Origin of the sequence: Shigella dysenteriae (assembly GCF_022354085.1) — a bacterium.
GTDB lineage: Bacteria > Pseudomonadota > Gammaproteobacteria > Enterobacterales > Enterobacteriaceae > Escherichia > Escherichia coli.
In genome coordinates this window covers 3,546,692-3,558,832 of the sequence record NZ_CP055055.1, presented here as the reverse complement: position 1 = coordinate 3,558,832, position 12,141 = coordinate 3,546,692, and the positions used below count along the sequence as shown (strand labels likewise).

Here is a 12,141-nt window from a genome sequence, read left to right as displayed (position 1 = left end):
TCCTTGTTATCTCACCAGCTTTTCGGCACGCTGGTGTTTGGCCTGATACATATTGTGATCGGCAAGCTCTTGTAATTTTTCCGCAGAGGCGTGCGCAATGGTCATCGCGTAACCAATGCTTAATGTCATAGTGGTCAGATGGCCATTATGAAGATCAAACGGGCGATTAAAGATTTGTGTCAGTGCTGAGCATATCTGCTGCACTTCAGATTCCGACTGTACATCATAGAGCACCATAGCGAATTCATCGCCGCCCAGGCGGTATGCTTTATGTCGCAGCCCGCCAAATTCAGCTAACCGTTTTGCGATTTCAATCAAGACTCTATCGCCCGTCGCATGACCCCAGGTATCATTGATATATTTGAAATTATCGCCATCAAGAAATAGTAACGCCGACGTTTTTCGGGCATCGGAATTGTTCATCAACGTATTGATGCCGCTACGAAACGCTGCGCGGTTAGCCAGCCCGGTTAATGGGTCATGTAGCGCGGTACGCAGAAGCTGCGCATTTTTGGCCTGTAAACGAAGCTGCCACTCTTCCATTTCATCCAGCAGACTGTTGAAGTCGAGAGCGAAGCGGTGAAACTCAGCGATACGTTCTTCCGAAACTCGTCGGGAAAAATTGCGGTTGGAACGCACATCATGTACGACATCGGTGATATTTTTCAGTGCTTCCACCAGGCCATTGTGCAAATGGCGGGTGAGGGTAATTGCGATTCCTGATGCCAGCAGAATACAACCGGTCAGTACGGCGAGCGAAAACCAGATAAAATTGCTGATTGAACTGTCGCGAGCGGTTAAGCGTACTTCGCCAATGGTTTCGCCATTGTGACGAATCGGCTGAATGATGGGGGCAGGGAAGAGCCAGTGGCTTATGAAATTGCTGAAAGTATCGCCTGGATCCTTACGGGTGTAATGCCAGGATGCCAGAATATTTTGCTGCTTATCACGTACTTCTGCAGTTGAAAATTGCCCTTGCTGGCCCAGCGCTGCCAGTGTTTCAGTTGCTGCAGGGCCATCGGCAAAAACGACAGCTGCTTCCAGACTGTAAGTCATTGTTGCTGCTGTCAGTGCCAGGTTTTTTTGCGCGTACTGTTTCAGGGTCAGCACCGAGGTCACGGAAAGCAGCAACCAGATCAGCATCATAGTGATAAATATGCTGGTCATACTGATGTTGCGTAATGCTCTTTTAAACGTGGGGCGCTTATTAAGAGAATTATCGTTATCCATCATTTTTCTTCCGTGCGAGCATCAAGACATCCGGGTTGACCTTTACACCGCTACGCGATAAGGCATCCAGGTTTACGGCAAATCTGACGTCATTATTGTGGATGATTAGACAAAAGGCGCTACCAATAATGCACTCGGTATTTTGTTCGGCAATTAATAATAACGCCTTTGACGGATATTGTTCGGTTAATTCCATCTGGAATGTCGGTGACTCGTTGCCAAAATAAAAACCATTGCAGTCTGAAATCATCGCCTCTTGTTGAGTGTGAATGATGACAGGCAGATAAGGCAAAGATGTCGCGGCATTCTCTTGTAGGGCGGTACTAAAACGTGAAGATGAAAAGATACATAACTTTGGTGGCCCTGATAGCGCAGGCCAGCGGGTGTAACTGATAATACCGGACACCATCATACGCACGTTTTTCGCAACGTCAGAAGGTTCCTGAGCGAGTATTGGTGCTCCCGTCAGCAGGATAATCAGCAGTAAGAACAGTCGGTGAGAAAAACGCATTCAGGGATCCCCACCATCTTCGCTCGAAATGCATCGATATTTTTTCAGAATGCTCATTAAAATATCATTATTTCATGCGGTCGTCATCATTGTGAGAAATAAAACATAATGAGTAAAATCTTATGTTTAATTTATTTGTGGGGTTTTAATTAATTTAATCGTATTGCGCTGGCATTTTCATCAGCCCCTTTTTGCCATACTTCATGCAGTTGGCTGGCATTTTCAACATTGTTGCAGCTGGCAGGAAAGCTTTTACCGGAAAGTCCTCGGGTATAAGTAAAATCGGTCTGGCAAGTTTTCTTTTGTCCTTCGGCATATCCTTTAAGGTATAGACCGCGATCCGCCTGTGAATCGCTAAATGCATCGTCATCTTTTATGGCGCTGCCCGATATCGCATCTTCCATACCAACATCATACCAGTCGGTGCTGGTCAAGGTTGGCGCGTGAGTATAAGGATCAATCTGGCATCCGCTAACCAGTAAAGCCAACAAGGGGGCGATAAACTTTTTCATCATTTCTTTCTCCTTTTTCAAAGCATAGCGGATTGTTTTCAAAGGTGGTGTAAATTTATCTATACAGAATCAAGGGTTGAAAGCGCGAATAAATTGCTTATGTAAAGAAAAATGTACGAAATATGGATTGAAAACTTTACTTTATGTGTTATCGTTACGTCATCCTCGCTGAGGATCAACTATCGCAAACGAGCATAAACAGGATCGCCATCATGCAAAAAGACGCGCTGAATAACGTACATATTACCGACGAACAGGTTTTAATGACTCCGGCACAACTGAAGGCCGCTTTTCCATTAAGCCTGCAACAAGAAGCCCAGATTGCTGACTCGCGTAAAACCATTTCAGATATTATCGCCGGGCGCGATCCTCGTCTGCTGGTAGTATGTGGTCCTTGTTCCATTCATGATCCGGAAACTGCTCTGGAATATGCTCGTCGATTTAAAGCCCTTGCCGCAGAGGTCAGCGATAGCCTCTATCTGGTAATGCGCGTCTATTTTGAAAAACCCCGTACCACTGTCGGCTGGAAAGGGTTAATTAACGATCCCCATATGGATGGCTCTTTTGATGTAGAAGCCGGTCTGCAGATCGCGCGTAAATTGCTGCTTGAGCTGGTGAATATGGGACTGCCACTGGCGACGGAAGCGTTAGATCCGAATAGCCCGCAATACCTGGGCGATCTGTTTAGCTGGTCAGCAATTGGTGCTCGTACAACGGAATCGCAAACTCACCGTGAAATGGCATCCGGGCTTTCCATGCCGGTTGGTTTTAAAAACGGCACCGACGGCAGTCTGGCAACAGCAATTAACGCTATGCGCGCCGCCGCCCAGCCGCACCGTTTTGTTGGCATTAACCAGGCAGGGCAGGTTGCGTTGCTACAAACTCAGGGGAATCCGGACGGGCATGTCATCCTGCGCGGTGGTAAAGCGCCGAACTATAGCCCTGCGGATGTTGCGCAATGTGAAAAAGAGATGGAACAGGCGGGACTGCGCCCGTCTCTGATGGTAGATTGCAGCCACGGTAATTCCAATAAAGATTATCGCCGTCAGCCTGCGGTGGCAGAATCCGTGGTTGCTCAAATCAAAGATGGCAATCGCTCAATTATTGGTCTGATGATCGAAAGTAATATCCACGAGGGCAATCAGTCTTCCGAGCAACCGCGCAGTGAAATGAAATACGGTGTATCCGTAACCGATGCCTGCATTAGCTGGGAAATGACCGATGCCTTGCTGCGTGAAATTCATCAGGATCTGAACGGGCAGCTGACGGCTCGCGTGGCTTAAGAGGTTTATTATGGTTGCTGAATTGACCGCATTACGCGATCAAATTGATGAAGTCGATAAAGCGCTGCTGAATTTATTAGCGAAGCGTCTGGAACTGGTTGCTGAAGTGGGCGAGGTGAAAAGCCGCTTTGGACTGCCTATTTATGTTCCGGAGCGCGAGGCATCTATGTTGGCCTCGCGTCGTGCAGAGGCGGAAGCTCTGGGTGTACCGCCAGATCTGATTGAGGATGTTTTGCGTCGGGTGATGCGAGAATCTTACTCCAGTGAAAACGACAAAGGATTTAAAACACTTTGTCCGTCACTGCGTCCGGTGGTTATCGTCGGCGGTGGCGGTCAGATGGGGCGCCTGTTCGAGAAGATGCTGACACTATCGGGTTATCAGGTGCGGATTCTAGAGCAACATGACTGGGATCGAGCGGCTGATATTGTTGCCGATGCCGGAATGGTGATTGTTAGTGTGCCAATCCACGTTACTGAGCAAGTTATCGGCAAATTACCGCCTTTACCGAAAGATTGTATTCTGGTTGATCTGGCATCAGTGAAAAATGGACCATTACAGGCCATGCTGGCGGCGCACGATGGTCCGGTACTGGGGTTACACCCGATGTTCGGCCCGGACAGCGGTAGCCTGGCAAAGCAAGTTGTGGTCTGGTGTGATGGACGTAAGCCGGAAGCATACCAATGGTTTCTGGAGCAAATTCAGGTCTGGGGCGCTCGGTTGCATCGTATTAGCGCTGTCGAGCACGATCAGAATATGGCGTTTATTCAGGCTCTGCGCCACTTTGCTACTTTTGCTTACGGGCTGCACCTGGCAGAAGAAAATGTTCAGCTTGAGCAACTTCTGGCGCTCTCTTCGCCGATTTACCGCCTTGAGCTGGCGATGGTCGGGCGACTGTTTGCTCAGGATCCGCAGCTTTATGCCGACATCATTATGTCGTCAGAGCGTAATCTGGCGTTAATCAAACGTTACTATAAGCGTTTCGGCGAGGCGATTGAGTTGCTGGAGCAGGGCGATAAGCAGGCGTTTATTGACAGTTTCCGCAAGGTGGAGCACTGGTTCGGCGATTACGCACAGCGTTTTCAGAGTGAAAGCCGCGTGTTATTGCGTCAGGCGAATGACAATCGCCAGTAATAATCCAGTGCCGGATGATTCACATCATCCGGCACCTTTTCATCAGGTTGGATCAACAGGCACTACGTTCTCACTTGGGTAACAGCCCAATACCTTCATTGAACGGGTGATTTCCCCTAACTCTTTCAATGCTTTTTGCATTTCCGCTGATTCAAGATTGGCCTGAATATCCAGATAAAACATCTCTTCCCATGGATTACCGTGAATCGGGCGTGATTCCAGACGGGTCATAATCAGATTGTGGTTGCGCAGTACCAGCAACGCTTCAACCAGCGCACCGGCTTGTTGCCCGGTCGCCATTAACAACGTCGTTTTCGCCGGAACCTGATCAGACACGTTAATGGCTTTACGCGCCAACACCACAAATCGGGTGAAGTTTTGTCGCTGATTCGCTTCAATCCGCTCCAGTACCTGCAAACCGTACAAAGTGCCGCCAGCTTCGCTTCCCAACGCAGCAACATGCGGTGATTTTGCCTGTGCAACCTTTTCCATTGCCGCAGACGTACTTTCGGTATATTCAATCTTCCAGTGCGGATAACGATTAAGGAATTTGCTGCATTGCTGGAATGGCTGCGGATGGCTGTAGACCGTATTGATGGTGGATAAATCAGTAGTGCCGGAGACCAACAAACAATGGTCGATAGTTAACGTCATCTCGCCAACAATCGACAAGCTGGTATGTTGCAGCAGATCGTAAACGTCGTTTATGGCACCGGAGCTGGTATTTTCAATCGGTACGACGGCATAGTCGGCCTGGCCGGTTTCCACCTGATTAAAAATATCGGCAAATTTGGCGCAGCCACTTTCAATGAATTGCTCAAAGTGACGGGCAGCATACTGGCGCGCCGCAAGATGGGAATAAGAACCTTTGGGGCCGAGAAAAGCGATGCGTGCTGAGTGCGGATTAATTTTATTGAGATATTGTTGGAGTAAAGCCTGCTGAGTTAATACGGAATCTTCAATGATGAGCTGGAACAGGCGAGTAATGTAATGGGCGTCCAGATGGTGCGCTTTACCGAGCGTAATTAATCTTTCCAGTAAATCGCGTTCACGATCAATATCACGTACCGGGCGATGCGAGAGCAGTTTGGCTTTTCCCACCTCGACGGCCAGTTCGCGCCGCTCTGCCAGTAATGCTAATAATTTTTCATCCAGCGCGCTGATTTTCTCTCGCAGCGCCAGTAACGGGTTTTCCGATGTCATAGTGTTGCCTTTTTGTTATCAATAAAAAAGGCCCCCCGATTTGGGAGGCCTTATTGTTCGTCTTCGCATTCTGTTTCACACGACGAAACGCCTCCCATTCAGGGGAAGGTAAAAAAGAATGCGAAGAAAAACGGTGTGTGTTTCATGTTTGTTTCCTTAAGTGACTTTAGTACAGTACCCGTACTGTTTTCACGCTGTCAACAAAAAACGCGCCCGAAGGCGCGTTGGCGATACACTCAATATAAAGGACTACTCTTCTTCAACTTCTTCGACGAAGTTGGCGTCTTTCACCGATGTTGCGGCACGACGTGCTTCGCCTTTGTGCTGCAGTTTATTGAGCTGCCGTTCCAGCTTGTTGATCAATTCGTTAATTGCGGTGTACATATCTTCATGTTTACCACTGGCAACCAGAACGCCGTTAGGTGTATTGATTGTGGCGTCAGCAACAAACCCTTGTGGCTCTTTGGACAGAATGATATGTGGATTAATCAGATGTGTTTGCCATTTTTCCAGTTTGGCGAGACGGTCTGCGACATGTTGGCGGATGGCCGGAGTAATTTCCATTTGTTTGCTGGTAATGTTCATTGTCATAAATTTTACCTCTTGTCTTCCCGTCTTGGTGAATTCAGCATACCGTTCCTGATGTCAAAATGTGTGATGAAAATCTCATAATTTTGTCACTTTTTGTCAACGAAGTTTTTTTGTGAGAAATCGCAGGAAGAGGTGTTTTTTTACTTGAGGAATATCTCAAAGCGAGCCATATTTGATGAGATCGATAGTGACTAAATCGCTTCAGTTTCACAACTGACAGAATAAAAAAACGGCAGCTCAAGGGCTGCCGTTTTGTGTTTCAGGTTTCTGTTATGTATTGCTGCTGTTTGCGGCGATGATTTTCGCTACTTTTTCAGCTTGCGCATTCATCTGCATCTGACGGTATGCATTTTCCATCAGCGGCAGCGCATCACGCGTAGCCTGGGTATCCGGGTAGTCGCGCAACATGCCTTCTACGCGGTTAACGACGGCAACCCATGCGCCACGTTCTGTATAGTACTCGGCCACGGAGTATTCATATTTCGCCAGACGATCTTTCAGGAATACCAGACGTTTGGTGGCATCGGTGGTGTACTGACTGTTTGGATAGCCGCGCACCAGTTTGGAAAAGTCACTAAACGCAGCTCGTGCATGTTGAGGATCGCGATCGCTACGGTCAACGCCAAAGAACCCTTGCAGCGCACTGTCATCCAGCGCCATATTGGTCAGGCCACGCATGTACATGACATAATCGATATTCGGATGGGTCGGGTTAAGGCGAATAAAACGATCGATGGCAGCCTGCGCTAACGGCAAATCGGCGTTTTTATAGTAGGCGTAGATGAGATCCAGCTGCACCTGCTGCGAATACGGACCAAACGGATAGCGATTATCTAACGCTTCCAGTTGCGTTATTGCCTGTCTCCAGTTACCGTCCTGCAGCTTTTGTTGTGCAGTCGCGTAAATTTCATTTGGCGGATTATCAGGTACTTCTTCCTTTGACCCCGAGCAACCCGCCAAAAACAGGCTTAGTGTGGCGGCTGCCACCAGATATTTCATGCGCGTCATGACGTTTTGACTTTCCTCAAAATGTAATACGGGAGATTCTCTGTTCCTGCTCCCGGTTAAGACCAGCTACAATAGCACACTATATTAAACGGCAAAGCCGTAAAACCCCAACGATAAACGAAGAAGCAGTATATATGGCACAACGAGTACAGCTCACTGCAACGGTGTCCGAAAACCAACTCGGTCAACGCTTAGATCAGGCTTTGGCCGAAATGTTCCCGGATTATTCACGTTCGCGAATAAAAGAATGGATCCTCGACCAGCGCGTGCTGGTTAACGGCAAACTTTGTGATAAGCCGAAAGAAAAAGTATTGGGTGGCGAGCAGGTTGCCATCAACGCAGAGATTGAAGAAGAAGCGCGTTTTGAACCGCAGGATATCCCGCTGGATATCGTCTATGAAGATGAAGACATCATCGTCATTAATAAACCGCGCGACCTGGTGGTTCATCCTGGCGCGGGTAACCCGGATGGCACGGTACTGAATGCGTTGCTTCATTATTATCCGCCTATTGCCGATGTACCGCGTGCGGGCATCGTCCATCGTCTGGATAAAGACACCACTGGCCTGATGGTTGTGGCAAAAACCGTTCCGGCTCAGACGCGTTTAGTCGAATCTTTGCAAAGGCGTGAAATTACTCGTGAGTACGAAGCGGTGGCGATTGGTCATATGACCGCTGGCGGTACGGTGGATGAACCAATCAGTCGCCACCCGACCAAACGTACTCACATGGCGGTGCATCCGATGGGCAAACCAGCGGTGACTCACTATCGCATCATGGAACACTTCCGTGTGCACACGCGTCTGCGGTTGCGTCTGGAAACTGGACGTACGCACCAGATCCGCGTGCATATGGCCCATATCACTCATCCGCTGGTGGGCGATCCGGTTTATGGTGGCCGTCCGCGTCCGCCAAAAGGTGCTTCGGAAGCGTTTATCTCCACGCTGCGTAAGTTTGACCGCCAGGCGCTTCATGCAACCATGCTGCGTCTTTATCACCCGATCTCCGGCATCGAAATGGAATGGCATGCGCCTATTCCACAAGATATGGTGGAGCTGATTGAGGCGATGCGTGCCGATTTCGAAGAACATAAGGATGAAGTGGACTGGTTATGAGTAAGCTGATTGTCCCGCAGTGGCCGCTGCCAAAAGGTGTTGCGGCTTGTAGCTCTACTCGTATCGGCGGCGTGAGCTTGCCCCCGTATGACTCGCTCAACCTCGGTGCCCATTGTGGCGATAACCCGGATCACGTTGAGGAGAATCGCAAGCGACTTTTTGCTGCGGGCAATTTGCCTTCTAAACCGGTCTGGCTTGAGCAGGTACACGGCAAAGATGTGCTTAAGCTTACTGGCGAACCTTATGCCTCAAAACGAGCAGATGCCTCTTATAGCAATACGCCTGGCACGGTTTGCGCAGTGATGACTGCCGACTGCCTCCCTGTGCTGTTTTGCAATCGAGCGGGAACGGAAGTCGCCGCCGCTCATGCTGGCTGGCGTGGACTGTGCGCAGGCGTGCTGGAAGAGACAGTTTCCTGTTTTGCTGATAATCCGGAAAATATTCTCGCCTGGTTAGGGCCGGCAATTGGTCCACGCGCGTTCGAAGTGGGGGCGGAGGTTCGCGAGGCGTTTATGGCAGCAGACGCCAAAGCGAGTACAGCTTTCATTCAGCATGGTGATAAGTATCTGGCGGATATTTATCTGCTTGCCCGGCAGCGTCTGGCGAGCGTTGGTGTTGAACAAATTTTCGGCGGCGACCGTTGTACATATACGGAAAATGAGACTTTCTTCTCTTATCGTCGCGACAAGACCACCGGGCGTATGGCAAGTTTCATTTGGCTGATATAACCTAAAGAATCAAGACGATCCGGTACGCGTGATTTTCTTTTCACATTAATCTGGTCAATAACCTTGAATAATTGAGGGATGACCTCATTTAATCTCCAGTAGCAACTTTGATCCGTTATGGGAGGAGTTATGCGTCTGGATCGTCTTACTAATAAATTCCAGCTTGCTCTTGCCGATGCCCAATCACTTGCACTCGGGCACGACAACCAATTCATCGAACCACTTCATTTAATGAGCGCCCTGCTGAATCAGGAAGGGGGGTCGGTTAGTCCTTTGTTAACATCAGCTGGCATAAATGCTGGCCAGTTGCGCACAGATATCAATCAGGCATTAAATCGTTTACCGCAGGTTGAAGGTACTGGTGGTGATGTCCAGCCATCACAGGATCTGGTGCGCGTTCTTAATCTTTGCGACAAGCTGGCGCAAAAACGTGGTGATAACTTTATCTCGTCAGAACTGTTCGTTCTGGCGGCACTTGAGTCTCGCGGCACGCTGGCCGACATCCTGAAAGCAGCAGGGGCGACCACCGCCAACATTACTCAAGCGATTGAACAAATGCGTGGAGGTGAAAGCGTGAACGATCAAGGTGCTGAAGACCAACGTCAGGCTTTGAAAAAATATACCATCGACCTTACCGAACGAGCCGAACAGGGCAAACTCGATCCGGTGATTGGTCGTGATGAAGAAATTCGCCGTACCATTCAGGTGCTGCAACGTCGTACTAAAAATAACCCGGTACTGATTGGTGAACCCGGCGTCGGTAAAACTGCCATCGTTGAAGGTCTGGCGCAGCGTATTATCAACGGCGAAGTGCCGGAAGGGTTGAAAGGCCGCCGGGTACTGGCGCTGGATATGGGCGCGCTGGTGGCTGGGGCGAAATATCGCGGTGAGTTTGAAGAACGTTTAAAAGGCGTGCTTAACGATCTTGCCAAACAGGAAGGCAACGTCATCCTGTTTATCGACGAATTACATACCATGGTCGGCGCGGGTAAAGCCGATGGCGCAATGGACGCCGGAAACATGCTGAAACCGGCGCTGGCGCGTGGTGAATTGCACTGCGTAGGTGCCACGACGCTTGACGAATATCGCCAGTACATTGAAAAAGATGCTGCGCTGGAACGTCGTTTCCAGAAAGTGTTTGTTGCCGAGCCTTCTGTTGAAGATACCATTGCGATTCTACGTGGCCTGAAAGAACGTTACGAATTGCACCACCATGTGCAAATTACTGACCCGGCAATTGTTGCAGCGGCGACGTTGTCTCATCGCTACATTGCTGACCGTCAGCTGCCGGATAAAGCCATCGACCTGATCGATGAAGCAGCATCCAGCATTCGTATGCAGATTGACTCAAAACCAGAAGAACTCGACCGACTCGATCGCCGTATCATCCAGCTCAAACTGGAACAACAGGCGTTAATGAAAGAGTCTGATGAAGCCAGTAAAAAACGCTTGGATATGCTCAACGAAGAACTGAGCGACAAAGAACGTCAGTACTCCGAGTTAGAAGAAGAGTGGAAAGCAGAGAAGGCATCGCTTTCTGGTACGCAGACCATTAAAGCGGAACTGGAACAGGCGAAAATCGCTATTGAACAGGCTCGCCGTGTGGGGGACCTGGCGCGGATGTCTGAACTGCAATACGGCAAAATCCCGGAACTGGAAAAGCAACTGGAAGCCGCAACGCAGCTCGAAGGCAAAACTATGCGTCTGTTGCGTAATAAAGTGACCGACGCCGAAATTGCTGAAGTGCTGGCGCGTTGGACGGGGATTCCGGTTTCTCGCATGATGGAAAGCGAGCGCGAAAAACTGCTGCGTATGGAGCAAGAACTGCACCATCGCGTAATTGGTCAGAACGAAGCGGTTGATGCGGTATCTAACGCTATTCGTCGTAGCCGTGCGGGGCTGGCGGATCCAAATCGCCCGATTGGTTCATTCCTGTTCCTCGGCCCAACTGGTGTGGGGAAAACAGAGCTTTGTAAGGCGCTGGCGAACTTTATGTTTGATAGCGACGAGGCGATGGTCCGTATCGATATGTCCGAGTTTATGGAGAAACACTCGGTGTCTCGTCTGGTTGGTGCGCCTCCGGGATATGTTGGTTATGAAGAAGGTGGCTACCTGACCGAAGCTGTGCGTCGTCGTCCGTATTCCGTTATCCTGCTGGATGAAGTGGAAAAAGCGCATCCGGATGTCTTCAACATTCTGTTGCAGGTACTGGATGATGGGCGTCTGACTGACGGGCAGGGGAGAACGGTCGACTTCCGTAATACGGTTGTCATTATGACCTCTAACCTCGGTTCCGATTTGATTCAGGAACGCTTCGGTGAACTGGATTATGCGCACATGAAAGAGCTGGTGCTCGGTGTGGTTAGCCATAACTTCCGTCCGGAATTCATTAACCGTATCGATGAAGTGGTGGTCTTCCATCCGCTGGGTGAACAGCACATTGCGTCGATTGCGCAGATTCAGTTGAAACGTCTGTATAAACGTCTGGAAGAACGTGGTTATGAAATCCACATTTCTGACGAGGCGCTGAAACTGCTGAGCGAGAACGGTTACGATCCGGTCTATGGTGCACGTCCTCTGAAACGTGCAATTCAGCAGCAGATCGAAAACCCGCTGGCACAGCAAATACTGTCTGGTGAATTGGTTCCGGGTAAAGTGATTCGCCTGGAAGTTAATGAAGACCGGATTGTCGCCGTCCAGTAAATGATAAAACGAGCCCTTCGGGGCTCGTTTTTGTCTATAAGTTAGACGGAAAAGACTATATTTAAGATGTTTTGCCTGAAAAGTGAGCGAACGATAAAGTTTTTATATTTTTCGCTTGTCAGGCC

12 protein-coding genes and 1 other annotated feature are annotated in these 12,141 nt (G+C 49.3%); of the genes, 5 read left to right on the top strand and 7 right to left on the bottom strand.

Annotated features, from left to right (window positions below):
- Positions 1-6: 6 nt before the first annotated feature.
- The 3 genes from dgcN to HUZ68_RS16985 form a co-directional block, all read right to left on the bottom strand.
- On the bottom strand, positions 7-1,233 hold the full coding sequence (gene dgcN, locus HUZ68_RS16995) for a diguanylate cyclase DgcN/YfiN (RefSeq protein ID WP_072686791.1): 1,227 nt from the start codon (positions 1,231-1,233) through the stop codon (positions 7-9).
- Complete coding sequence (yfiR, locus tag HUZ68_RS16990; RefSeq protein WP_021577824.1) at positions 1,223-1,741, bottom strand: regulatory sequestration protein YfiR; 519 nt, start codon at positions 1,739-1,741, stop codon at positions 1,223-1,225. The genes dgcN and yfiR overlap by 11 nt, the downstream gene beginning before the upstream one ends.
- Positions 1,742-1,890: 149 nt before the next feature.
- Positions 1,891-2,256: a DUF2799 domain-containing protein gene (locus HUZ68_RS16985; RefSeq protein ID WP_024248389.1), complete on the bottom strand. Its 366-nt coding sequence runs from the start codon at positions 2,254-2,256 to the stop codon at positions 1,891-1,893.
- A 209-nt stretch (positions 2,257-2,465) separates the two neighbouring features.
- On the opposite strand from HUZ68_RS16985, the gene aroF reads away from it, so the two are divergent.
- Complete coding sequence (gene aroF, locus HUZ68_RS16980; RefSeq protein WP_001168032.1) at positions 2,466-3,536, top strand: 3-deoxy-7-phosphoheptulonate synthase AroF; 1,071 nt, start codon at positions 2,466-2,468, stop codon at positions 3,534-3,536.
- Between the two features lie 10 nt (positions 3,537-3,546).
- A complete protein-coding gene (gene tyrA / locus HUZ68_RS16975; RefSeq protein ID WP_000225221.1) occupies positions 3,547-4,668 on the top strand; it encodes a bifunctional chorismate mutase/prephenate dehydrogenase in 1,122 nt (373 codons plus the stop codon).
- Positions 4,669-4,710: 42 nt separating this feature from the next.
- On the opposite strand, the gene pheA is transcribed toward tyrA, so the two are convergent.
- The 4 genes from pheA to bamD form a co-directional block, all read right to left on the bottom strand.
- Positions 4,711-5,871, bottom strand: a complete 1,161-nt coding sequence (pheA, locus tag HUZ68_RS16970; protein WP_239593935.1) for a bifunctional chorismate mutase/prephenate dehydratase — start codon at positions 5,869-5,871, stop codon at positions 4,711-4,713.
- A gap of 21 nt (positions 5,872-5,892) precedes the next feature.
- Positions 5,893-6,018: a sequence feature (Phe leader region), on the bottom strand.
- Positions 5,970-6,017, bottom strand: a complete 48-nt coding sequence (gene pheL / locus HUZ68_RS16965) for a pheA operon leader peptide PheL (RefSeq protein WP_001386991.1) — start codon at positions 6,015-6,017, stop codon at positions 5,970-5,972. It overlaps the preceding feature by 48 nt.
- A gap of 102 nt (positions 6,019-6,120) precedes the next feature.
- Positions 6,121-6,462: a ribosome-associated translation inhibitor RaiA gene (gene raiA, locus HUZ68_RS16960; protein WP_000178456.1), complete on the bottom strand. Its 342-nt coding sequence runs from the start codon at positions 6,460-6,462 to the stop codon at positions 6,121-6,123.
- Positions 6,463-6,732: 270 nt separating this feature from the next.
- Positions 6,733-7,470, bottom strand: a complete 738-nt coding sequence (gene bamD / locus HUZ68_RS16955; protein ID WP_000197686.1) for an outer membrane protein assembly factor BamD — start codon at positions 7,468-7,470, stop codon at positions 6,733-6,735.
- Between the two features lie 134 nt (positions 7,471-7,604).
- Between bamD and rluD the strand changes: the two genes are divergently transcribed.
- The 3 genes from rluD to clpB all read left to right on the top strand — a co-directional run bounded on the left by rluD (position 7,605) and on the right by clpB (position 12,016).
- Positions 7,605-8,585: a 23S rRNA pseudouridine(1911/1915/1917) synthase RluD gene (gene rluD / locus HUZ68_RS16950; RefSeq protein WP_000079091.1), complete on the top strand. Its 981-nt coding sequence runs from the start codon at positions 7,605-7,607 to the stop codon at positions 8,583-8,585.
- Positions 8,582-9,313, top strand: coding sequence for a purine nucleoside phosphorylase YfiH (gene yfiH / locus HUZ68_RS16945; protein WP_000040129.1), 732 nt, complete (start codon positions 8,582-8,584; stop codon positions 9,311-9,313). The genes rluD and yfiH overlap by 4 nt, the downstream gene beginning before the upstream one ends.
- Positions 9,314-9,442: 129 nt before the next feature.
- The gene (gene clpB / locus HUZ68_RS16940; RefSeq protein ID WP_001235102.1) at positions 9,443-12,016 is read left to right on the top strand and encodes an ATP-dependent chaperone ClpB; all 2,574 of its coding nucleotides are present in this window, start codon (positions 9,443-9,445) and stop codon (positions 12,014-12,016) included.
- The last annotated feature ends 125 nt before the right edge of the window (positions 12,017-12,141 follow it).